We start from the raw sequence: 23,052 nt of genomic DNA, 5'->3' as shown, positions 1-23,052 counted from the left end.
TATGTTAATTAAATAGCATTAAGTTTTAATAACTTAGTGCTTTTTTTATGCCTTTTTATTGTTCCTATATGTTCTATAAGTTCATCTAATGCTATGCTTTTTTTAGTCACTTAGTAGTTACGTGACTGAATAGCCACCAAAATTCTAGACACATATAACCATCTTTTGATGGGCCTTTTCATAATCTAATGGAGAACGCTGACCATTGGAACCATGTCTGCGTTTTGAATTGTAGAACATCTCAATATATTCAAAGATATCCGACCTGGCTTCAGTTCTTGATGAATATATTTTCCTCTTGATTCTCTCTCGTTTTAACAACTGAAAGAAACTCTCGGCAACAGCATTATCATGGCAGTTTCCACGCCGACTCATACTGCTTTTAAGATTATGATGCTTGAGAAATGTCTGCCATTCATGGCTGGTGTATTGGCTACCTTGGTCAGAATGGATCAGCACCTTATTCTTTGGATTCCTTCGCCACAAAGCCATTAGTAATGCATCTAAAACCAGGTCTGTCGTGATTCTTGATTTCATCGACCATCCAACAACAAGACGAGAAAATAGGTCAATTACAACTGCAAGATACAGCCATCCCTCATGAGTACGAATATAAGTAATATCAGTGAACCACAGTTGGTTGGGATGAGTTGGGTTAAACTGTCGATCTAAAGTATTTGCGGCAATAACAGATGGAGTACCTACATGAGCTCTAGGTTTACGATAGCCACGCTGTGATTTCAGTCCATCTGCTTTCATCAGCCGATGTACTCGATTAATCCCACAGCTTTCACCAAAATCCTTCAGATCAAAGTGAATCTTGCGATAGCCGTAGACTCCGCCAGATTCTAGCCAAAACTGTTTAATCAGTCCTGAAAGCTGTTGCCTTTTCTGGGCTGTCTTGCTGATAGGCTGCTTTAGCCATGCATAATAACCACTATGATGAACATCTAGAGTTGAACATAAACGACGAACAGGCCATATATGCTGGTTGTCCTGAATAAAGGCGTACCTCATTTGGACTGGCTTGCGAAGTACACCGCGGCCTTTTTTAATATGTCCCTTTCTTCGATGACCCTTTGCAGCTCTTTTTTTAATTTTGCTAATTCTGCACTTGGATCATTAGATTCTGTTGTCTTAGGTTGCTGTGGATCATAACGTTTAATCCAAGCATACAGACTATGAGTGGTAGTTCCTAAACGTGTAGCAACTTCAGCCACACTATGGCCTTTCTCGGTAACTTGCTTTACTGCTTCAATTTTGAACTCTTCAGGATATCGTTTACTGCTCATAAGCACCTCGTTAATTAGCCATTTTATCTAACTAAAAGGTGTCTACAAAATCGGTGGCTATTCAATGATTTATGCAAGAAGTCTAATAGTATTAAGCCTACAACCTGGACTTGTGAATCAGACAATTAAAGCTGAGGATAATTTTTTATCATTGAGGTAATGTGGACAGATGTTGATGTCAGAAAGTGAGAGGTAAAATCTCTTATGGAGGTGATGAATGTTTGATGTCATGTTTTTACGTGAATTATTAATTTCCTGGGTTCATTTCCTCCAATTATTTTTAGAAATGATTTCCGTGGTGTGTGTAATCATTGGCTTGATTAAAACATCAATGGTGTTCATCCAGCTTAAATCAGGTCGCACAGCACGTTATTGTTTTGGAGATTGGCTTGCCACTGCACTTGAATTCCAGCTCGCCGCCGATATTTTAGCCACCACTGTCGATCCAGATCTGGATAGCTTGATTAAATTGGCCATCATTGCCGTAATTCGTACTTTCTTGAATTATTTCTTAATCAAAGAGCTTGAACATCAACCTACGCAGGGAAAATGAGTTGAGGGAAAGACCAAATATAAAAACAGCTCTGCATTTGCTTTAATGATTTATCTTCATGGGGCTTACATTTCCATGATCGCCCGCGCTATTCCGTTTTTAGATCTGGTTTAAGCAAAGTGTTTTGCTGCCTTAATTTTTTTATGCCAAATTAATAAATATAGACAGAGTAAACAGAACGCAGCACAAAAACTGAGCACGCCTGCGGTTAAACCGAAATGATCGGCAAGATAGCCTACTGCAATAATGGGTAAAATGGTGCCTAAATATGCGACAAATAAATAGGTCGACATTACTGCAGCTCGATTGTGTGGATTGGTCATGGCGTGAATTAAGCCAAATGCCCCGATCAGGGCTAATCCATGCCCAACGCCAAGCAGTACATCACTGATGAAAAACAGAAAACTCCAGTGTAAGTACATACATAAACCCAAAATCAATAAACTGAACAATAGCGTATACAGCCCGTAATTCAGGCATTTTCTTGCAGGAATCGATCTGGAAAAATACTGTACCATTGCAGAAATCAGCAGAATGCAGGTAATGGCCAGTCCACTGACCAAGGGACCATGCCAGGGAATGATGACCTGTACAAATGAGGGGGAAAGCGAAGCGAATAGGCTGAACGCTGCAAAGGCGCAAAAGGCAGTCAAACCGGTAATATAAAATTCAGGACGGAATTGTGCTTCAGGACGTTCTAAACGGGGTGCAATTGAAAAAGCTTGTGCGGTAAATTCAGGCTGAGGCAGACGTAACAAGCCTATAAAACACAACACTGCCCCGATAATCACCGGAATATACGGAGTAAATAACGGGGTGGCAGAAAACTGGGCAATCAGTCCACCGACCAGGGGACCTAAACCAAAGCCAACGGCGGTAATCACCGAGCTGAGCTGTGGTGCATGGCTTTTATGCGATTCAGGAATGCTCCACATCAGTCCAATCAATGCCGATGTGGTCATTAATCCCGAGGCAATCCCGATAATAAAACGCCCCAAAGACAGCCATAGTGCATTATTTGCAAACATGGACAGCAGAAGCCCAACTGTGATGATGACCAAACCCAGTTCTAAGGTTTTTAAAAAGCCAATGCTGTTACTGGTACGGCCTAAAAACAGCAGCGTGGCTAAACAGCCCAACATATAAGTGACAAAAATATAGGTGATATGACTCGGCAACAAATGCCAAAGTTGCTGATAGATGGGATATAAAGGACTGGCCAGTGCCGTCCCCATCGTTCCGATACAAAGTGCCAGGCTGACCATTAAAAATGGGCGCCAGGATTGTTGATTTGTCATAGAGGGTCACAAAAATATTTGCCACAGCATTCAAAAGGGCAAATATGGGGAGAAAAAGGAGAATTTAGCGTACTGGCAATCCCTATATAGCGTCAATGGATAAAATGTAAGAAATCTAGCTATAACGTTTTAATAACTGAAGAAATTCTTCCAGTTCTGCTTCATTAATTGCTGTTTGTTCTCCAATCACGTGATGACGCAAATGCGCTTCAATAAGCTCATTCATCAGGCCATTCACTGCCCCCTTAATGGCTGCGACTTGTTGCAAAATACTGATACATGAATTTTCCGGATGATTTAACGCTTGCTCCACGGCATTGATTTGTCCTTGTAAGCGTTTGACCCGGTTTTGAATTTTCTTGTCCTGATGTAAATGCCCCAACATTATTCTCCAAAAATAAATATACTATGGGGGAGTATATTGAAAAGCTAGATTATGCAAAACGCCCCATTGACCCGCACCCACCATCATCAGTTTGATGAAGGTAATCCGCTTGCACAAAAACGTATTTTATTGGCGACCATTCTAACGGCAGTGATGATGCTATTAGAAGTGATTGGGGGCTGGATTTACAATTCTATGGCTTTGCTGGCGGATGGCTGGCACATGAGCTCGCATATGCTGGCGCTGGGACTGGCTTATTTTGCTTACCGTTCCGCACGCCGTTATGCGCAGGATCATCGTTTTAGTTTTGGCACCTGGAAAATTGAAATTTTGGCAGGTTATAGCAGCGCCATCTTGCTGATGGTGGTGGCGGTGTTTATGGCTTTTCAATCGGTTAAACGACTGCTTAACCCGATTGATATTCTTTATAATCAGGCCATTCCGATTGCAATTCTGGGCCTGGTGATTAATTTAATCTGTGCGTGGTTGCTGCATGATGATCACCATCACCATCACCATCACCATCACCACGATCATGCTCACGAAAATGAGCATACTCATACCGAGCATGACCTGAACCAGAAAGCCGCCTTTATGCATGTGGTTGCCGATGCGGTGACTTCAGTCTTTGCCATTATTGCGCTGTTTGCTGCCAAGTATTTGAATTGGACTTTTCTGGACGCCTTATTGGGTATTATCGGAGCTATTCTGGTAGCAAAATGGGCTTGGGGATTGATCAAGGAAACTGGAAAAACCTTGTTGGATGCAGAAATGGATCATCCTATGGTAGAAGAAATTCGTGAGGTAATTGCAGAATTTCCAGTGGTAGAAATTACCGACCTGCATGTCTGGAAAGTGGGTAAAGGTAAATTTTCCTGTATTTTAGCTTTGGTCACCGATTCCAGTTTGAATGCAGACCAGGTTCGTGAGGCCTTATCCATTCATGAAGAAATCGTACATGTTTCGGTGGAAATTAATCCGCGATCAGTCAATGTTCCACGTGAAACCTTGCTGGGTAAATCTGTGGGTTTTCAGTAAGGCGAGCTAAAATTTTAAGATGAGCTGGCTGGTTTTTGGGTAGAATCAGCAGGAAAGATTTTATAGTAATGAGCAAAACAGATGATTAAAAAAACATTGGCATGTGCCTTGATGAGTTTTATTTCCACTTTAACTTTAGCAAATGTCGATACGGTGAAAACTAACCTGAGCAAGCAGCATCCCAAACTGAACATTGAAAATATTCAAGCCACCGAAATGAAAGGGATTTATAGCGGCTCAATGGATGGCCAAGTGGTGTATTTGGGGGAAGATGCCCAACATATTCTGGTCGGTTCCATGTTCCGGTTAAGTGACCAGAAAAACCTGACCAAAGATTTAATACTCAAGCAAAACAGTATTGACTGGAAAAAATTGCCATTACAGGATGCGGTCAAGACCGTGCGAGGTAATGGTAAACGCCAGATCGCGATCTTTTCTGACCCAAATTGCCCGTATTGTAAACAGCTTGAAACTGAACTAAGCAAATTAAAGGATGTGACGATTTACACCTTTATTTACCCCATTAAAACTCAATCTGTGGCCGTTTCCAAACAGGTATTTTGTGAGAAAGATCCAGCTTTGGCCTGGTCAAATTTGATCGCTAAAGGGATTCAACCCGGTGCCAATAAAAGCTGTGCCAATCCGATTGAGCGTAATTTAAGTTTAGGTAAAACTTTAGGTTTAACCGGGACACCCGCGATTATTTTCTCCAATGGCTTTAAAGTCATGGGTGCCTACCCTGCCCAGGAAATTGAAAAAATCTGGAAAGAACTGGGTTTATAAAATAGATTTGCGCTGATGCAAGAAACGATAAAAAAACACCATGTACGGTTAATGCTGATCAGTTAAGGAGTTTAGAAATAAACTCTTTAATTTTTTAGTAATTCATGGCGGAGTCTTACCGTTTTAAATCAATTCCTTGCAGCTCATTTGTTACTTTGGTTTTGCCCTGAGAAGCACTGCTTCGTAAGACCAAAGGCATCTTGCGGAGCAATGCTCCTCACCGCAAAACTCGTCAGCCACTATCAACTAACAAATTTGTCGCAGAAACAATCGTTTTTTAATATAGTCCGGCCTCAAACAGTTGCGGATGACTTTTCCCATATATTAAATACAGTCATGAATTTAAAAAAGAAAATGTCAGTCAATTTCTTAACTGACTGGCATTACCGTGTACGGTGCTTTTTTTATGGCTGACTGCATAATTCGACAGGATATTTAACCCCTGGAATTCTTGGTCACCAGATTATAAAGAAACAGAATAATGATGGCCCCGATCACCGAAGCAATAAAACCTGCTGCAGNCCGTGTACGGTGCTTTTTTTATGGCTGACTGCATAATTCGACAGGATATTTAACCCCTGGAATTCTTGGTCACCAGATTATAAAGAAACAGAATAATGATGGCCCCGATCACCGAAGCAATAAAACCTGCTGCAGAGTTTTCACCATACAGCCCGAGCAAGCGTCCACCATAAGTAGCCAATAATGAACCTGCAATACCGAGCAAGGCAGTAATGAAGAATCCTGCCTTATCATCACCCGGATGAATAGCGCGTGCAATTAAACCTGCAATAAAACCGACCACGATAGCAACGATAAGTGACCACATCAGTCTTCTCCTTTTGTTATCATTTATTTACTTTCAATTCGCTTTCATTTTTATAATTAATCATTTATCAAATACGAAACAGATGAATCCTGCTAATAACTGTTGTTTTTTTGTGCCGCGTGCAATTTAAAGCATAAAAAAGTGGCCTTCGGCCACTTTAAGTATCTTTGCTTAGTCTTATAAACCAATTTCACCAATAAATGGAATATGGCGATATTTTTGATCATAGTCCAGGCCATAACCGACAATAAATTTATCTTCCACTTCAAAGCCCAGGAATTTCACTTCAAGTTCAATTTCACGGCGTGAAGGTTTGCTGATGAGCGTACACAGTTCAATAGAGTTGGGACCGCGAGTGCTCAGGATTTCCAGAACTTTGCTCAGGGTATTACCAGAGTCGATAATATCTTCCACAATCAGCACATCTTTACCGCGAATTTCGCCGTCCAAATCTTTTAGAATTTTGACGTCACGGCTTGAAACCGTACCGCCACCGTAACTGGATACGGTCATAAAATCGAGTTCATGTGGCTTGCTGATTGCACGACATAAATCCGCCATAAAAATGACAGAACCGCGAAGCAAGCCAATCAGCACCAATTCTTTGTCACTATTGGCATAGTGAGCATCAATTTTTGCACCAAGCTCTTTGACTTTGGCTTGAATTTCTTCAGTTGAGATCATCACACTCATATGAACGGTCATGGGGAGATACCTAAAAGCAAATCAAAAAATAAAAAAGGTGTTGACCAGCAACACCTCTAAAGCTATTTTAATTTTAATACATCTGTTTAAGAGATGCATCTTTTTTGCGCTTGTAAATCTCATTAGGCCTTGTGCTGCGCCGTATCACGTTTCAGTAAAAATGCACACACTAGGGCAATTCCACTCCACACAATGATCTTTTTAGCGGATTTTTTCCTCACTTCACTTTTTGACATAGGCTGCTGCTCCATAAATATAGGTGGCATGAATATTACGGTCATCGCCCATGGTCATCAGGGCAAACAAAGCATCTTCAATGCTTTTAGCATGTTCCTGACGCAGTGCCTGCAGTGCAGTGGCTTTTAAATCCAGCACAATAAAATCGGCTTCTTTGCCCAGGTTAAAGTTACCCAGTTTATCCTCCAGATCCAAGGCTTTGGCGCCGCCCAAGGTCGTGTGATACAGAGACTCGAATGCCGAGAGTTTATCGCCCTGAAGCTGCTGTACTTTATAGGCTTCATTCAAGCTTTGCAGTTGGCTGAAGGACGTGCCTGCGCCAATGTCTGTGCCCAAACCGACTTTGACCTGTTTTTCCCAGGTTTTTTTCAAGGGAAATAAACCACTCCCCAAAAATAGATTTGAGGTCGGACAAAAGGCAATGGCCGAGTCTGTGTCATGCATACAGTCCCACTCGGCATCCTCCAAATGTACGCAGTGGGCAAATATCGAACGCTGCCCGGTTAAACCATAATGGTGATACACATCCAGATAGCCTTTTTGCTCTGGAAATAAATCTTTGACCCAGGCGATTTCATGCTTGTTTTCACTTAAATGGGTATGCACATACACATCGGGATACTCCCCTTTTAGCTGCCCTGCTTTGGCCAGTTGTTCTGGCGTCGAGGTCGGTGCAAAACGTGGGGTAATGGCATACAGGTTGCGGCCTTTGCCATGCCATTTTTCAATCAATGCCTTAGAGTCCTGATAAGCGGTCTCTGGCGTGTCACACAAATCTTCTGGTGCATGACGGTCCATCATCACTTTGCCGGCAATTAAACGCATTTGATACTGTTCTGCGGCTGCAAATAAGGCATCGACCGATTCCGCATGCACGGTACAAAAAACCAAAGCTGTGGTGGTGCCGTTTTTTAATAATTCCTGGACAAAAAACTGCGCGATTTTGTCTGCATAAGCTTTGTCTTTAAACTGCAATTCCGTCGGAAAAGTATAGGTATTCAGCCATTCGAGCAGTTGTTCCCCATAGGCCCCGACCATCTCGGTTTGCGGGAAGTGGATATGGGTATCAATAAAACCCGGCACAATCAGCTTGTCGGGATAATGATGCACTTCAACATCAGCCGGAACATGCTGCTGGCCGCTTTGCCAGTCACCAAACCAGCGAATTTTGCCATTTTCGGCAATCAGTAAACCATCTTCTACATATCGCACTTGGTCGTGAATATCACGCGCTTGGGCAACCGTATTCTGAATATCTAGGAAGCGACCGCGAACCGCCGTCGTTGCAACTACAGAAGACATTGAAAACCTGCAATTTTGATTTTTTTCGATTGATTGTACCTGAAATTTTGCCCTTACACCCGATCGGATGGGTTTCATGCTCTCCCCTGTGCGATGCATGGAGCGGCATGCTCAAGGATGAAAAACTGCATGGATCAATATCCAGTCGCTTGAAAGATGGGAAATAAAAAAGCCCTCCATCGCAACGATGAAAGGCTCGGTCATTTGAGTGAAAATTAAAGTTGCTGTTGCTGCTTGTTGTAGCGAATCGACAGCCATGCGGTAATGGACAGGACAATCACAATAAAGCTCAGCGATATCCAGATTGGCATGTGGAACACATCCAGCATCAGCATTTTAAAACCGATAAACAGTAAAATAACCCCTAGGCCATAAGGCAGGTAATGCATTTTAGAGGCAGCCCCGGCCATTAAGAAGAACATGGCACGTAAGCCTAAAATTGCCATCAGGTTAGCGGTTAACACAATAAAGGGATCGGTGGTGACTGCAAAAATTGCCGGAATAGAATCGACTGCGAAAATGACATCGGAACCTTCAACCAAAACCAGCACTAAAAATAAGGGGGTGGCCCATAACACACCGTTTTGACGCACGAAAAAGTTATGCCCGTCCAGATGCGGCGTAATACGCATATGTTTACGTAACCACTTGAGTAGGGCAATGTTTTCAATATCCGGATTATCTTCATGGCCTTTCAGGAATTTAAAGCCGGTATAGACCAGAAAGGCACCGAAAATGTAGAGAATCCAAGAGAATTCTTGCACGAACCACGCGCCAATAAAGATAAAGATGGTACGTAAAACAATCGCGCCGAGTACGCCATAAAGCAGCACTTTACGCTGTAAGGCAGGAGGGATGGCAAAGGCTGCAAAAATCATTAACCAGACGAATACATTATCAATCGCCAGCGATTTCTCTAACAGATAACCCGCAAAAAACTCCATAGTTTTTTGATTGGCTAAGGCCACACTTGCCGTTTGCTGCAAATACAGCCATAAACCGCCTGCAAACAGGACTGAAACAGTGACCCAGGCCATACTCCAATAGGCGGCTACCTTCACTTTAACGGGCTGGTCTTCGGTGTGTTTAAAACCAATAAAGTCGACAATCAGCATGACTGCTATCATCAAAAAAAAGGCCAGGTACAATCCAGGGTTGCCAATGGATTCCATAAAAATCTCCACATCTGACAACTGGCCATAAAAAAACCTTGACCTGTTGCCAGATGATTTAAAAATCTCTGTCAACATGATCAAGGTCTTGCCTACATCTGAATATCTATATTTTGTAAATTCAGATGCTCAGATACCGACTTTTTGCAAAGTGTAATGACGATATTCTGACACCTGATCTTTGAGTAAGATTAAAAGATCAGGTCTGGAGGAGGCTACTCCCCTTGTTCAACTTAATTTTGTTTTGGATTTCATCCAAATGTGGCTGAAGAATCGCATATTTATGTGAATTGTGCAAATTTTATCTATTCACAATGTTTTAAAATAATCTACTTTTAGCGTATTCTGGTTTCAGTCAAATAAAAAGTGAGGACTAGCGATGCAGTTTCAACACCACGATAATGGCCAACAAGGTGAATTTTTTACTTTGAATGATGCAGGTCAACGAATTGCGGAAATCACTTATATCTGGACTGGTGAGCATAAAATTATCGCCAACCATACTTGGGTGGATGATTGTTTGCGTGGCCAAGGCGTAGCACGAAAATTGCTAGATGTTTTAGTTGAATTTGCCCGTCAAAAACGATTGAAAATTGTGCCCACCTGTTCTTATGTCGATGTGATGTTTAAACGTGATCAGAGTTTGGCAGACGTTGTCGCCTAAGTTTAAAAAGTGATTTAAAAAGCCCAATTTTTTGGGCTTTTTTATGTTTTGAACCTACTGATCCAGATCAATAATAACTTTCATGGCCTTCTGGTCTGCGGCATGTTTAAACACATCATAAGCTTTCTCAAATTCAGCAAATTTAAAATGATGCGATGCCAGTTTTTCCATCGGCAATTTTCCGGAACAGCAGGTTTTAAGGAGCATGTCTGTAGTATTGGCATTCACCAGACCTGTGGTGATGGTCAGGTTTTTAATCCACAACTTGTTGATTTCAAAATTGACCGACTTGCCATGGACCCCGACATTGGCCAGATGCCCGCCTTCTTTCACCACATTTTGACAAATATTCCAGGTGGGTTCTGCACCTACGGCTTCAATCGCGCAATCTACGCCCCTGCCCTCGGTAATGTCCAAAATGCGCTGAATGGCATCTTCTTGAGCTGAATTGATGGTATGGGTTGCACCCAATTCCTTGGCCAGTGCCAAACGGTGATCATCCGTATCGACTGCAATAATGACAGAAGGCGAATAGAATTGTGAGGTCAGCACGCAACCCATCCCGATTGGTCCTGTGCCGATAATGGCAATACTATCACCGGGTTTCACATTGCCATATCGCACGCCAATTTCATGTGAAGTTGGCAGTACATCGGATAAAAACACCGCGACATCTTCATTTAAGCCTTCAGGTAAAAGGTAAAGCGAAGTGTCGGCAAAAGGGGTCCGTACATATTCCGCATGGGCACCATCGATCATGTAGCCCATAATCCAGCCTCCGCCATTCTGGCAGTGGGAATACAGTTGCTTTTGGCAGTTCTCACAGATACCGCAGTGGCTAATACAGGAGATAATGACCCGATCGCCTTTCTTGAATTTTTTGACTGCGGAACCGACTTCTTCAACAATACCGATACCTTCATGACCTAAAATACGGCCATTAAACTGTCCGGTTAGGGTTTTGGCATGTTCCTGTATTTCAGGGTTTTTACCTTTCCAGATGCCTAAACGGTACCGCAAATGGTGGTTTTGGTGACTCGGATCACCGCATCATCGGGATTAATAATTTGGGGAATCGGGCGCTCTTCAAAGCGGATATCATTTTCGCCGTAATAGACCATTGCTTTCATTGTTGTCATCAGCTTATTCCTTTGTTATTTCATCTCTTTCACACTATCAAATAAATCTCCTCTTTAAAAAAATTAAAGCAGAATATTTAATTAGAGGAACACTGAATGATGATAGGAAGAAAGAAGTTAATCAGATGCCCTGCCGTATTTATAGGACGTTGAAGTATTGAGCATGAATACGCAGAGTTTGTATATCTAAGCTAGCAATAGTAGTTGACAAAGTCATTACTCAGACAGCTTTGCTTACAGAATGATGTGATTTCAACAAAGCCTGAAATTGTGGGCTTACAGCAATATGTTTAGCTTGATCGGCTCTCATAAAATGTCAGGACAGATTAGACAGATTTTGCCTGTTCTATCTGCCTGATCAATCTCTTAAAACAGATTTATAGGGTTTGGATTTTAACAGGTATTTTTTACGGGACTGGACCAGGTGGGTCAGGGTGACGCCCAGCAAGGCGGTCATCAGCATCATTTCAAGCATTTTATACTGTTCGAGCCACAGAAAAGGCAATGCTAAAATAACCAGACTCAGCATTAAATAAAAATGCTGCTGTACCCAGAATTTAAGCGAGATTCCCAACAGGCAAGATGAAATTGCGATATTCAGCATTTCTTCCACACCGAAGCGGTGTAACACAATAATAAAGCTTAAATAAAGGCACAATAATCCAGTCATGATAAAAACTTTTTTTAACATGCTTATCTCCTAATTTTAGAAAATTGTTTATTTTTTATTTGTTTAACTTTAATTTAATAGCATCTCATTGAAAAATTAAGCCTTCCTGATCAAATGAGCATGTAAGAATAAAATTACATTTGATTAAAAAACAATCAATTATGGTATGGGCTTAGGATATTGAGCCGTGAAAGAAAACGGCCGATTACAAAGTTGCATAAGTCAAAATAGGAATTTTTATGCTGATTCAATTATGTTATGCCAGTAGTCGTGTTGAATCCGGCAATGATCTATTACAGGATTTAAGTGACATTTTAGCGACGGCACGATCTTTTAATCAGGCACATGATATTTATGGCGTGCTGTATTATGCTGAAGGCGTTTATTTTCAATGTCTTGAAGGTGAAAAACAGCAGCTGGAACAATTATTTTCAAAGATCAGTCAGGATGCTCGCCATCATCAGATTCAGCGTTTTCCTGACCATAGGATTGAGCAGATTCATTTTAAAAAATGGTCGATGAAATATGTTAACCAGCATGGCAAGATCAGCAGATTATTCAAAGCAATAGGCTTAGAGAAATTCCAGCCGCATCAGTTGCATGCTGAGGAAATGAGCAAGTTTCTTCGTTTATTGCTTAAAATGGAAGAAGCCCGGCATGAGGTTCAACCCAGAACCGGTCTGACTAAACGGGGCTATCAAAATTATTTTTAAATAAAAAGCCCACAGGACGTGAGCCTTTTAATATTCTTGGATGAGCAGTTGAAGTGCAACCTCTACGCTTTTAACGCACTAATCAGTTTCTGGTGTAAGCCGCCAAAACCGCCATTTGACATAATCACTACAGCGTCGCCCTCGCCTGCTTCTGTGGTCACCGTTTGAATAATGTCATCCAGCGAACGTGCCACCACGGCTTTGTTCGGTGCAGCGTCAATTACGGGCTGTAGATCCCAGTCCAGCCCTTCCGGTTGATACCAGATCACTTCATCGGCCAAACGTGCCGAGTGTGCCAGGCCCTCTTTATGGCTACCCATACGCATGGTATTGGAACGTGGTTCAATAATGGCCCAAAGTTTACGTTCACCCAGGCGTTTGCGTGCGCCGTCCAGCGTAGTTTCAATCGCGGTCGGATGATGGGCAAAGTCGTCATACACCTCAATGCCTTTTACCGTATCCAGCAATTCCATACGGCGTTTTACCCCGCCAAAGTTTGAAAGTGCTTCACATGCAGTTTCAATGGCAACACCCACGTGTTCAGCTGCTGCAATGGTCGCCAGGGCATTGGCCACACTGTGCTGTCCGGTCATATTCCACTGAACGATGCCTTTGACCACACCATTTTCCAGTACCTTAAAGTGCGAGCCATCTGCGGACAGTTGTTCGGCAGAAAGTGAGGCTTTGTCATTGGCATCCAACGAAGTGCGAACCACAGGGGTCCAGCAGCCCATTTCCAGAACTTCATCAATATTGCTTTCAGTGATTGGGGCAATAATGCGGCCTTCGCTGGGAATGGTCCGCACCAGGTGATGGAACTGTTTTTGAATCGCGGCCAGATCATCAAAGATGTCGGCATGGTCAAATTCAAGGTTATTTAAAATTGCGGTTTTAGGATGGTAATGCACAAACTTGGAACGCTTGTCGAAGAAGGCAGAATCATATTCATCGGCTTCTACACAGAAGTATTTACCGCCACCTAAGCGTGCACTTTCACTAAAACCTAGGGGCACGCCCCCAATCAGGAAACCCGGGTTTAAACCAGCCTGATCCAGTACCCAAGCCAGCATAGTGGTTGTGGTGGTTTTACCATGAGTTCCTGCAACGCCCAGCACATGTTTGCCTTGTAAAACATGATCGGCCAAAAACTGTGGACCTGAAATATAAGGCAGACCTTCATTCAGCATGTATTCCACCGCATCAATGCCGCGCTTCATGGCATTCCCCACAATCACCAGATCGGGATGTGGCTGCAAATGACTGCGGTCATAACCCTGCATTAAGCCAATGCCTGCATTTTCCAGTTGGGTCGACATGGGTGGATAGACATTTGCATCCGAACCCGTCACCTTATGTCCCAAATCACGCGCCAAGAGTGCCAGCGAGCCCATAAAGGTGCCACAAATACCCAAAATATGCAGATGCATGCGTTTTAACTCCACTGCTTTTTAGACACATCACGTTGTTGTTGGTGGTGTTGTCATGATTTATTCAATTTGAAAGCAACGATATCAAGGGTTTTGCGGAAAAGATAGTTGTGTCTTTATGTAGAATTAAAATATTTGTAGGTTTTTTTATTCGCCCAAAACATCTTTTGCATATTGATACAGGGAGCTAGGTTGCTCTTCTGCACAGATCAAATCCATAACTACGTGCATAGGGTCGATTTTGTGTATGTGATCAGTCAAAATCAGCCTATGCATTTTCAAATTTCCAGTATCAGTACAAATTTGTTCTTTGGTATTTACCCAAATCCAGTTTTTATTTTGCTGCCTTAAAGTCTCACCTAAATACGCGCCTACTCTTAGAATAACCCGAGTGATTTCATCCGTGTATGCCAATTTTTCTTGTATGGATTTGGGTTGCTGATTATGTAATTGAAAATAGTTCCGAACTTTAGACAGATAATAGTCGATTTTTTTTAAGCTAGTGAGGCTGTAATCTAAAGTAATATTTTGAAAGAAATCAGCAAAAATTAATGCCAACTGATCTTGCCTATCCAATTGCTCAGATAACAATAAAGCATCTGCATTCGCTTGATGATGAATAAGCAGACTAAAAAGTTTTGTACAAAAATTCATTGATATAGTAATAATTTACTGTGCTGAAGAACGATTATATTGTACTTTTTCAGCCGAAACTTGTTAAATCACATTTACCTGCATAGTGCCTGTTATTGTTATGTATTTTCCATTGCTGCTGCTAATCATTGCTAACTGTTTTATGACTTTGGCGTGGTATGGTCATCTCAAGTTTTTACCGCATGATGCCCCGTTGTGGCAAGCAATTTTATTTGGCTGGGTGATTGCCCTGCTTGAATATAGCTTTATGATTCCGGCCACTCGCCTGCTTGCCCAACAAGGCTGGGCCGTGGGACAAATGAAGATTACCCAGGAAGTGGTGACCTTGCTGGTGTTTGTGCCTTTTATGATTTTTCTGTTTAAACAGCCTTTTAAACTGGATTATGTGTGGGCAGGTCTCTGTTTGGTGGGCTGTATTTATTTTGTATTCCGTAGCCAGTAAATTGGCCACTGCCCTATTTTCAGCGATTTCTATAAAAAAAATGAAAATATCCGCCTGCTTGTGCTGTTAAATTTTGGTGAGATGAAAAATCAGTCTATAATATCGGGCTTGTGATTCATTTAAAACTTGGCTCTTGTCGAGATTTATCCTTCCTTACATTCGTTTATGGAACATTTGCAATGAATGCGGCTGCTGCAGACACTCAACCTCTCGTTGGAATTATCATGGGTTCCCAATCTGACTGGGCAACTCTGGAACACACTGCCAATATGCTGAAACAGCTTGGCGTCCCATTTGAAGCGGAAGTTGTTTCTGCACACCGTACTCCAGACCGTTTATTTGAATATGCGGAAACAGCGCGTGAGCGTGGCATTCAGGTAATTATTGCTGGTGCTGGCGGTGCAGCGCATCTTCCAGGTATGTGTGCGGCAAAAACCGATTTACCTGTTCTGGGTGTACCGGTGAAATCTTCAATCCTCAACGGTGTAGATTCATTGCTTTCGATCGTGCAAATGCCAGCCGGTATTGCAGTGGGTACCTTGGCAATTGGTCCTGCCGGTGCAACCAATGCCGCCATTATGGCAGCACAGATTTTAGGTCTGACACGTCCTGACATTGCCAAAAATGTTGCTGAATTCCGCGCTGCGCAAACTGAAAAAGTGGCAAGCAAAAATATTCCTGGTCAAAACTAAAGCCAAGCTTAAAACGGGACACACGTTATGGATAAAACCATCGGTATTTTTGGTGGTGGTCAACTCGGCCGTATGATGGCACAAGCGGCTCTACCGCTGAACATTCAATGTACCTTCTTTGAAGCCAATACAGATTGCCCTTCTGCAGCTTTGGGCCAGGTCATCTCAAGCCAAGCTGAAAATGGTCTGCAAGATTTCATTCAAAGTGCAGATGTGTTCAGCCTGGAATTTGAAAATACCCCACTGGAAGATGTGGATGTTTTAACCCAGCAAAAACAATTGCATCCGCCACGTCAGGCTCTGGCAATTGCACAGCATCGTCTGTCTGAAAAAGCCTTGTTTGATGAGCTGGAGATTCCGGTAGCGCCTTATAAAGCGGTTACTTCACTTGAGAGCTTGCAGGCTGCTGTGGCAGAACTTGGTTTACCCATCGTTTTGAAAACCTCACGTGGTGGTTATGACGGTAAAGGCCAGTTTGTTCTTCGTTCAGTCGATCAGATTGATCAGGCTTGGGCAGAACTTGGTCCTGCCGGTGAACTCATTGCAGAAAGTTTTGTGACTTTCTCACGTGAAGTTTCAATTATTGCAGTGCGTGGCCAAAATGGTGATGTGAAAACCTGGCCATTGGCTGAAAATCATCATCACAACGGCATTTTGTCGCATTCGATTGTTCCGGCACCCAACAGTGCCGATTTACAGCCGGTTGCACAAGACTACATCACTCGCCTGCTCAATCATTTGAATTATGTCGGTGTATTGACGCTAGAGCTGTTTGTCACTGACAAAGGCTTGTATGCCAACGAGATGGCACCACGCGTGCATAACTCGGGTCACTGGTCAATTGAAGGTGCTGTTTGCTCGCAGTTTGAAAACCACATTCGTGCGGTGGCTGGCTTGCCATTGGGTTCAACTGAAGTGGTTCGCCCAACGGTAATGATCAATATTATTGGTCAACATCCTAAGTCTGAAGATGTCTTGGCTTTAAATGGTGCTCATTTGCACCTTTACAACAAGACTGAGCGTGAAGGCCGTAAGATTGGCCATATCACCCTGATGCCAAATGACCGTGCTGATCTGACTGCATTATGCCGCGCATTGGCGAAAATTTTGCCAAATCCACTGGCACTTAGCGAAGATATGAGCATTTAAACCCAAGTTTGAATGATAAAAAAGCGGTCATGCCAATGATCGCTTTTTTTATGCCTGCAGTTCGGGCATGATTGCGCCTCTTTTCGAGGAAGATGCCATTTATCGGAACAAGGAAAAAATAATTGTATGTTATTTGTACAATGATTTATAAATAGACTGAATAAAAAACAAACAAATAGAATGGCTCTGTATTTCAGTTTTATTTTTGTAAAACGATGCAGGAATTTTTAAATTCAAAAGATAAAAATAAATTCAAAAATATGAATTTAAATTTAAACTCGTGCATGTGAATTTAAAAAATATGAATTCAAATGGTTTAAGGAGAAATGAATTTAAACTTTTAAATTTAAAAAATAGGATTTTGAATTTAAAGTATTCGCTTTCTAAAACTATAAAAATAGTGGAATTAACTTATCCACAAGCTATTTGAATTTAAAATTTTGCTTTAAATTTAAAATAATAAATTTAAATTCATATTTGCCTGTGTTTTGAATTTAAAAAATCTAAAAATAAAGCCTGTGGATAAAATTTTTAAATTCAAAAGTGAAATATGAATTTAAAATGAAGAAAATGAATTTAAATTTACGATTTGATTCAGAAACGATGTGCTGATGGTGGTATGGTAAAAGCATAATTTAAATTCAAAGATCGTAAAGGATACTATGCAGCGCTTAGCTTTCGTTTTAGGTTCAGTTTTCCTTGCCATGACTCAAGCCAATGCTGAGCTGATTATTAATGGTCAACCTGTCACAGTCACTTCCACGACACCTTCAAATCAAATTTTGACTCCGCGAAATAATTTTCAGCAATGTATTGCTAATTTACGTACTCAGGCTATGAACTCGGGTGTAAGTGGTTCTACCTATGATCGCTATACGCAAAATTTAACCCCCGATTATTCCGTGATTGATAAATTGAATTATCAGCCTGAATTTTCGACTCCGATTTGGGACTATTTATCCGGTCTGGTGGATGAAGAGCGAGTGCAACTCGGGCGTCAAAAATTAGCCCAGCACCGTGATGTGTTGAATCGTGTTGCAGCCACTTATGGAGTGCCGGCTGAAACAGTGGTCGCTGTTTGGGGGGTGGAAAGTAACTTTGGCGATATTTCTGGAAGTTATCCTTTATTGCAGGCTTTGGGTACTTTAAGTTGTGAAGGGCGTCGGCAAGGTTTTTTTCGTGGCGAATTCTTTAGCACCATGCGAATTTTACAACGCGGTGACTTAAGCGAGCAGCAAATGAAAGGCTCATGGGCGGGAGCATTTGGCCATACCCAGTTTATGCCTTCCACCTATGAAGAGCTGGCGGTGGATTTTGATGGTGATGGTCGTCGTGATCTGGTGTCCAGTACCTCAGATGCTCTGGCTTCAACTGCAAATTTTCTGAAAAAGCGTGGCTGGCAAACCGGGCAAACTTGGGGTTTTGAGGTTAAAATCCCTGAAGGCATGTCCATTGCCGGGGAAAGTCGTCGCAATAAAAAGGCTTTAAGCAGCTGGGTGAGTCGTGGTGTGGTGCGTGCGGATGGTACAGCGCTCATTCAGGGTAATTTAAGCGAGTCATCTGCTGCGGGCCTTATGGCACCTGCAGGTGCAAATGGGCCGTTATTTCTGGTCTTTAAAAACTTCGATGCTATATATAGTTATAACGCGGCAGAAAGTTATGCATTAGCAATTGCGCATTTGTCCGATCGGCTACAAGGTGGAGGCGGTTTTAGTAAAACCTGGCCCACCGATGATGCGGGAACATCACGTGCAGAACGTCGTGAAATTCAGCAGTTCCTGATCAATCGCGGTTATGATATTGGCAGCGTAGATGGCCTGATCGGGGATAAAACCCGTCAAGCGATCCGTCAGGAGCAGATTCGTTTGGGTCTTAGTCCAACCGGACGGGCCGGACAACAGATTCTGAATGCTTTTCGTCAGGAAAATGCCAAAAATCTGATGAGGTAACTGATCCTGTAAAGTATAGAACTAATAAACATATAGAAATAAAAAGGTCTGCTTGATGCAGACCTTTTCTATGCTGAAGCTTTGAAACAAAAAATGTTTAGACTGCGGTAATACTGCCTAAAATACGATAGCCTGCTGCACCCGTAACTGCAGGCAGATTCCCGCTTTGCTGATTCACAAAACGCATCGCCAGCCAGGCAAAAGCAGTGGCTTCCACCCAGGTTGGGTTCAGTCCTAAATCGGCAGTGGTTTGTACTGTCCATTCGTGTTTGCGTAAACGCCAGCGCAATTGCTCAAGCAGGTTCGAGTTATAGGCTCCGCCACCGCAGACATAGACTTCACCGGTATCCATGTCAGAACGGTAAATCGCTTTTTTAATGGCACGGGTAGTGAGTTTCATTAAGGTCGCCTGAACATTTTCAGGGGTATCTTCTAGCTCGTCATATTCTAGGTCATTACGCCAGTCGAGAATCTGTTCATCCAGCCACTCCAGGTTGAAGTCTTCACGGCCGGTACTTTTCGGAGGTTCTTTGGAGAAAAATTCATGCGCCTGCAAGCGGTCCAGCAGGCTGCGAATCGGTTGTCCGTATGCTGCCCAGTTGCCATTTTCATCATAGGGTTGACCGGTATAGCGGTGACACCAGGCATCCATAAGAATATTGGCAGGGCCGGTGTCAAAACCAAAAACGGCTTCGGGTTTGCCGGCGGGCAGCATACTGACATTGGCAATTCCGCCTAAATTTAGAATCACACGATGAATGCTGTCATGCTGGAACAAGGCTTGATGAAATGCAGGAACCAGCGGAGCCCCTTGACCGCCAGCCGCCATATCGCGACGACGAAAATCTGAAATGACCTGAATTTTTGTCATTTCAGTAATGATGTTGGGATCACCAATTTGCAGGGTAAAGCCGTGTTCAGGGCGGTGGCGGATGGTTTGACCATGCGAACCGATGGCTTTAATTTGGCTACGATCTAAATGGTTCTTTTCAATGAGTGTATTAATGCCCTGACCAATCATGGTGGCTAAAGCAACGTCAGCTTTGCCCATACGGTCAATTTCATTGTCGCCCGGTAGGGTGAGTGCCATCAGTTCGTCACGAAGATCGGGATCAAAAGGCAAAGTGAGGGTCGCGTGAAGCTGTAAGGGATCAAAAGAAGCAGCAACAATATCGACACCATCCATGCTTGTGCCGGTCATTACCCCAATATAGATCGCTGTCATGATTATTCTTAAGCCTGCAATGTGCTGAAAAAGTGTTAGTATATCGCACAAATTGAATAACTGATGTGTTTGGGTTTTGTGATGTCAAATTTCCTGCCGGCTGAAGAACAACTTGCCCTCATTCAACGAGGCACGCATGAAATTATTTCCGAAGAAGATCTTCTGAAGAAATTAAAAGAAAATCGTCCGCTTAAAATTAAAGCGGGTTTTGACCCAACTGCACCTGACTTGCACTTGGGTCATACGGTTCTGATTAATAAATTGAAAGTGTTCCAGGATTTGGGGCATGAAGTTTATTTCCTGATTGGCGACTACACCGCCATGATCGGCGATCCCACAGGTAAAAGCGCGACTCGTCCGCCATTGTCCCGTGAAAAAGTGTTGGAAAATGCAAAAACCTATCAAGAACAAGTATTTAAAATTCTTGATCCGGCTAAAACCAAGGTGGTATTCAACTCTGAATGGTTTGCTCAAAAAACTGCAGCTGATTTAATCCAGCTGGCTTCACAGCAGACTGTAGCGCGTATGCTGGAGCGTGATGACTTTACCAAACGCTACAACAGCCACCAACCAATTGCGATCCATGAATTTTTATATCCGTTGGTGCAAGGTTATGACTCGGTCGCATTACATGCTGACGTGGAGCTGGGGGGTACAGACCAGACCTTTAACCTGTTGATGGGGCGTACTTTGCAAGGTCGTTATGACCAGGAAGCACAAGTCTGTATTACGGTACCGATTCTTGAAGGTTTAGATGGCGTGAATAAAATGTCTAAATCTTTGGGTAACTACATTGCCGTGTTTGATGCACCGGGTGCGATGTATCAAAAAGTCCTTTCAATGCCAGACTCTCTGATCGAGCGTTATTTTGATCTGTTAAGCTTCAAGTCGATTGAAGAAATCCAGCAGCTGTTAAAAGAAGTGGCTGAAGGCCGTAATCCGCAAGAAGTGAAAAAGATTCTCGCGCTTGAACTGGTTGAGCGTTTCCACGGTGCAGAAGCTGCGGCAACTGCACATAAAGGTGCAGGTAACCTGATTACTGAAGGTGAATTGCCTGAAGGAACACCTGAGGTGACCATTTCACGTGGGGAATTTGGCGGTGAAATCTTTATTACCTCTATTTTACGTGCTGCGGGTTTAACCAAAAATGCGGCTCAAGCCAAAGATGCGATTGGTCGTGGTGCTGTTAAAGTAGATTGGAATGTGGTTGATGCTAATTTTTCTGTGAAAGAGAACGTGACTTTGATCGTTCAAGCCAGTAAAAAAGCAATTGCAAAAGTGACTTTTATTGATTAAGCATGTGCTAAACCATTGAAATAAAAGCAGGCTTTGGCCTGCTTTTATTTTTTGTACTGTATATGAGTATTTTAAATAAATAAATTCAAAAAAAAGCTTATAAAAACAATACTTAAATTTTTCCAATTGTCTTGATTTTGTCATATTTTATGTTTAAGATTTATTCATCTAGACATTGTGTAGAAAACATATCTAGAGGGTAACTCTATAAGAAAAGCTCCACAATTTTTAAGTCTCTTCCCCCGGAGACTTTTTTAAATTTTTGTAGATAACTATAATAATGACACGATGGATCGAATAAAGATTCAACTCCAAGGAAGAGATTTTGGGAGAGATCTCTTCCTTTTTTATTTCCAAATTTTCGTTATTTCCTTTGACTTTATATTCAATTGCTGCATTTTTCATTTGCTTGAAATACAGGTTAGACTGCAGTGTAAGTGCTGAAATTGAATCATCTTATCAGCATGCTTATGATATGAGGTCTCAAAGAAGATCTATAAAAGTTATAAAAAGAGGATAAGTATTATTTATGTACCATTATCAGACTCAAAATATTTTTGACCAGGAAATTGATTTCATTTTACGTTTCCTTTTCGAATACGATTCGCCTGAACAGAAACGACAATCCTTTGCCCAAGCACAAGCCCTGTTTCAGCAATTAGATCTTGCATCACACTATCTTCTGTTTTCTTTGGTCAAAGACCGATTACCACGTCGGGCTAAATTGTTATTTGCTGCTGAAGACTATAGTGGCAAGAAAGAAGTGATTATGGAAGTAATGCAGCACTGGGTGGGGTGTAACTCTCAGGAACATGTGGCTTAATGAGTGTTTATATTCTTGTCCGGTATGCTGTAAATATCGAGTTTATTTGTAAGGGAGATAAAGCTATCACGAAATAGCTCGATACTTTCTAACTAAAAAGTTTAGATGGATAGGGAAAGTAAATATAAAAATATTCAGTAGACGTCAAATCGGGTGTGCGATCTATAAGTCTGATAGAAAAGTAGGAAATATTGCTCATCTTGTTTAGAGAATTTAGAAAAATTTTGCAGATCGAGATTCATTTTTTAGCTCTTATGTATTTTTTATGATTTTTTGATAGCTATCAGGTCTTAAAAAATCCAGCTATTTATATTTGAAAAGCAATGAATATGGTATTTTTTTGATAAAAATGCTCAAAATTTAGATAAAAAAGTGATTTTTTAATAAAATTCGTAGAAAAAAGATACATACGTGAAAAATATAGTGAATTGGGGGTTGCAATGATTCTGAAATCCTCTAGAATGCACCCCATACCGACGAGATAGACGGAAACGAACGAAACGCGAAGCGTTGAGTTGTTAAGTTTATTGAATCCAGCTTCTGGCACTGACGAGGTGTTGGAAAGATCATTAAGAGATTATGAAGAACAACTTGTGTGGATTTTTACTGGTTGAT

Annotated in this window: 25 protein-coding genes and 1 pseudogene; 11 read left to right on the top strand and 15 right to left on the bottom strand. The window is 42.0% G+C overall.

Annotated elements, in window-relative coordinates; all coding sequences use genetic code 11:
* Positions 1 to 144: 144 nt before the first annotated feature.
* Both H4I94_RS09385 and H4I94_RS09380 read right to left on the bottom strand, forming a co-directional pair.
* Positions 145 to 1,056, bottom strand: coding sequence for an IS3 family transposase (locus tag H4I94_RS09385; protein WP_261182991.1), 912 nt, complete (start codon positions 1,054 to 1,056; stop codon positions 145 to 147).
* Entirely contained in the window at positions 1,014 to 1,292 is a 279-nt protein-coding gene (locus H4I94_RS09380; protein ID WP_227519089.1) for a transposase, read from the bottom strand. Before H4I94_RS09380 ends, H4I94_RS09385 begins: the two co-directional genes overlap by 43 nt.
* A gap of 217 nt (positions 1,293 to 1,509) precedes the next feature.
* On the opposite strand from H4I94_RS09380, the gene H4I94_RS09375 reads away from it, so the two are divergent.
* Positions 1,510 to 1,845, top strand: a complete 336-nt coding sequence (locus H4I94_RS09375; protein WP_092820937.1) for a DUF1622 domain-containing protein — start codon at positions 1,510 to 1,512, stop codon at positions 1,843 to 1,845.
* A 110-nt stretch (positions 1,846 to 1,955) separates the two neighbouring features.
* Here H4I94_RS09375 and H4I94_RS09370 read toward each other — a convergent pair whose 3' ends face one another.
* A complete protein-coding gene (locus H4I94_RS09370) occupies positions 1,956 to 3,143 on the bottom strand; it encodes an MFS transporter (RefSeq protein ID WP_261182904.1) in 1,188 nt (395 codons plus the stop codon).
* A gap of 115 nt (positions 3,144 to 3,258) precedes the next feature.
* Positions 3,259 to 3,525 carry a metal/formaldehyde-sensitive transcriptional repressor gene (locus H4I94_RS09365; RefSeq protein WP_092820981.1) on the bottom strand — a complete coding sequence of 89 codons (267 nt, stop codon included), beginning with the start codon at positions 3,523 to 3,525 and terminating at the stop codon, positions 3,259 to 3,261.
* 54 nt (positions 3,526 to 3,579) lie between these two features.
* Between H4I94_RS09365 and dmeF the strand changes: the two genes are divergently transcribed.
* Entirely contained in the window at positions 3,580 to 4,566 is a 987-nt protein-coding gene (dmeF, locus tag H4I94_RS09360) for a CDF family Co(II)/Ni(II) efflux transporter DmeF (protein WP_261182903.1), read from the top strand.
* An 81-nt stretch (positions 4,567 to 4,647) separates the two neighbouring features.
* The gene (locus H4I94_RS09355) at positions 4,648 to 5,349 is read left to right on the top strand and encodes a DsbC family protein (protein WP_261182902.1); all 702 of its coding nucleotides are present in this window, start codon (positions 4,648 to 4,650) and stop codon (positions 5,347 to 5,349) included.
* A 435-nt stretch (positions 5,350 to 5,784) separates the two neighbouring features.
* Here H4I94_RS09355 and H4I94_RS09350 read toward each other — a convergent pair.
* The 5 genes and pseudogenes from H4I94_RS09350 to H4I94_RS09330 form a co-directional block, all read right to left on the bottom strand.
* Positions 5,785 to 5,868, bottom strand: a pseudogene (locus tag H4I94_RS09350) (GlsB/YeaQ/YmgE family stress response membrane protein); the annotation flags it as partial.
* Positions 5,869 to 5,920: 52 nt separating this feature from the next.
* A complete protein-coding gene (locus H4I94_RS09345; RefSeq protein WP_092820933.1) occupies positions 5,921 to 6,178 on the bottom strand; it encodes a GlsB/YeaQ/YmgE family stress response membrane protein in 258 nt (85 codons plus the stop codon).
* 177 nt (positions 6,179 to 6,355) lie between these two features.
* Complete coding sequence (hpt, locus tag H4I94_RS09340; RefSeq protein WP_092820932.1) at positions 6,356 to 6,883, bottom strand: hypoxanthine phosphoribosyltransferase; 528 nt, start codon at positions 6,881 to 6,883, stop codon at positions 6,356 to 6,358.
* 222 nt (positions 6,884 to 7,105) lie between these two features.
* The gene (gene guaD / locus H4I94_RS09335; protein ID WP_261182901.1) at positions 7,106 to 8,422 is read right to left on the bottom strand and encodes a guanine deaminase; all 1,317 of its coding nucleotides are present in this window, start codon (positions 8,420 to 8,422) and stop codon (positions 7,106 to 7,108) included.
* Between the two features lie 215 nt (positions 8,423 to 8,637).
* On the bottom strand, positions 8,638 to 9,594 hold the full coding sequence (locus H4I94_RS09330; protein ID WP_092820930.1) for a TerC family protein: 957 nt from the start codon (positions 9,592 to 9,594) through the stop codon (positions 8,638 to 8,640).
* Between the two features lie 379 nt (positions 9,595 to 9,973).
* On the opposite strand from H4I94_RS09330, the gene H4I94_RS09325 reads away from it, so the two are divergent.
* Entirely contained in the window at positions 9,974 to 10,258 is a 285-nt protein-coding gene (locus H4I94_RS09325) for a GNAT family N-acetyltransferase (protein ID WP_261182900.1), read from the top strand.
* 54 nt (positions 10,259 to 10,312) lie between these two features.
* Here the strand turns inward: H4I94_RS09325 and H4I94_RS09320 are convergent, their stop codons facing one another.
* The 3 genes from H4I94_RS09320 to H4I94_RS09315 form a co-directional block, all read right to left on the bottom strand.
* Complete coding sequence (locus H4I94_RS09320) at positions 10,313 to 11,278, bottom strand: zinc-binding dehydrogenase (RefSeq protein ID WP_314732919.1); 966 nt, start codon at positions 11,276 to 11,278, stop codon at positions 10,313 to 10,315.
* Entirely contained in the window at positions 11,263 to 11,397 is a 135-nt protein-coding gene (locus H4I94_RS16265) for an alanine acetyltransferase (RefSeq protein ID WP_314732918.1), read from the bottom strand. The genes H4I94_RS09320 and H4I94_RS16265 overlap by 16 nt, the downstream gene beginning before the upstream one ends.
* Before the next feature lie 358 nt (positions 11,398 to 11,755).
* Positions 11,756 to 12,088, bottom strand: a complete 333-nt coding sequence (locus tag H4I94_RS09315) for a hypothetical protein (RefSeq protein ID WP_092820927.1) — start codon at positions 12,086 to 12,088, stop codon at positions 11,756 to 11,758.
* 218 nt (positions 12,089 to 12,306) lie between these two features.
* Here H4I94_RS09315 and H4I94_RS09310 point away from each other — a divergent pair, with 218 nt between their 5' ends.
* Positions 12,307 to 12,780, top strand: coding sequence for a BLUF domain-containing protein (locus H4I94_RS09310; RefSeq protein WP_261182899.1), 474 nt, complete (start codon positions 12,307 to 12,309; stop codon positions 12,778 to 12,780).
* 62 nt (positions 12,781 to 12,842) lie between these two features.
* On the opposite strand, the gene mpl is transcribed toward H4I94_RS09310, so the two are convergent.
* Positions 12,843 to 14,207 (bottom strand): UDP-N-acetylmuramate:L-alanyl-gamma-D-glutamyl-meso-diaminopimelate ligase, encoded by a 1,365-nt coding sequence (gene mpl, locus H4I94_RS09305; protein ID WP_261182898.1) that lies wholly within the window; start codon positions 14,205 to 14,207, stop codon positions 12,843 to 12,845.
* A 147-nt stretch (positions 14,208 to 14,354) separates the two neighbouring features.
* Entirely contained in the window at positions 14,355 to 14,861 is a 507-nt protein-coding gene (locus H4I94_RS09300) for a hypothetical protein (RefSeq protein WP_261182897.1), read from the bottom strand.
* Positions 14,862 to 14,961: 100 nt separating this feature from the next.
* Here H4I94_RS09300 and H4I94_RS09295 point away from each other — a divergent pair, with 100 nt between their 5' ends.
* From H4I94_RS09295 to H4I94_RS09280, 4 genes are all read left to right on the top strand, one after another.
* Entirely contained in the window at positions 14,962 to 15,303 is a 342-nt protein-coding gene (locus tag H4I94_RS09295) for a DMT family protein (protein ID WP_261182896.1), read from the top strand.
* Between the two features lie 179 nt (positions 15,304 to 15,482).
* The gene (gene purE / locus H4I94_RS09290) at positions 15,483 to 15,995 is read left to right on the top strand and encodes a 5-(carboxyamino)imidazole ribonucleotide mutase (RefSeq protein ID WP_131273565.1); all 513 of its coding nucleotides are present in this window, start codon (positions 15,483 to 15,485) and stop codon (positions 15,993 to 15,995) included.
* Positions 15,996 to 16,022: 27 nt separating this feature from the next.
* On the top strand, positions 16,023 to 17,144 hold the full coding sequence (locus H4I94_RS09285; RefSeq protein ID WP_261182895.1) for a 5-(carboxyamino)imidazole ribonucleotide synthase: 1,122 nt from the start codon (positions 16,023 to 16,025) through the stop codon (positions 17,142 to 17,144).
* A gap of 662 nt (positions 17,145 to 17,806) precedes the next feature.
* A complete protein-coding gene (locus tag H4I94_RS09280) occupies positions 17,807 to 19,093 on the top strand; it encodes a lytic murein transglycosylase (protein ID WP_261182894.1) in 1,287 nt (428 codons plus the stop codon).
* 97 nt (positions 19,094 to 19,190) lie between these two features.
* Here H4I94_RS09280 and H4I94_RS09275 read toward each other — a convergent pair whose 3' ends face one another.
* Complete coding sequence (locus tag H4I94_RS09275; RefSeq protein WP_261182893.1) at positions 19,191 to 20,318, bottom strand: anhydro-N-acetylmuramic acid kinase; 1,128 nt, start codon at positions 20,316 to 20,318, stop codon at positions 19,191 to 19,193.
* Positions 20,319 to 20,381: 63 nt separating this feature from the next.
* Here H4I94_RS09275 and tyrS point away from each other — a divergent pair, with 63 nt between their 5' ends.
* On the top strand, positions 20,382 to 21,614 hold the full coding sequence (gene tyrS / locus H4I94_RS09270) for a tyrosine--tRNA ligase (protein WP_165493288.1): 1,233 nt from the start codon (positions 20,382 to 20,384) through the stop codon (positions 21,612 to 21,614).
* Between the two features lie 529 nt (positions 21,615 to 22,143).
* Positions 22,144 to 22,437, top strand: a complete 294-nt coding sequence (locus H4I94_RS09265; protein ID WP_261182892.1) for a hypothetical protein — start codon at positions 22,144 to 22,146, stop codon at positions 22,435 to 22,437.
* Positions 22,438 to 23,052 lie beyond the last annotated feature (615 nt).

The sequence above is a fragment of the Acinetobacter sp. T_3_1 genome, assembly GCF_025377055.1.
Taxonomy (GTDB): Bacteria; Pseudomonadota; Gammaproteobacteria; order Pseudomonadales; family Moraxellaceae; genus Acinetobacter; species Acinetobacter kookii.
This window is presented reverse-complemented; position numbering and strand designations above follow the sequence as displayed.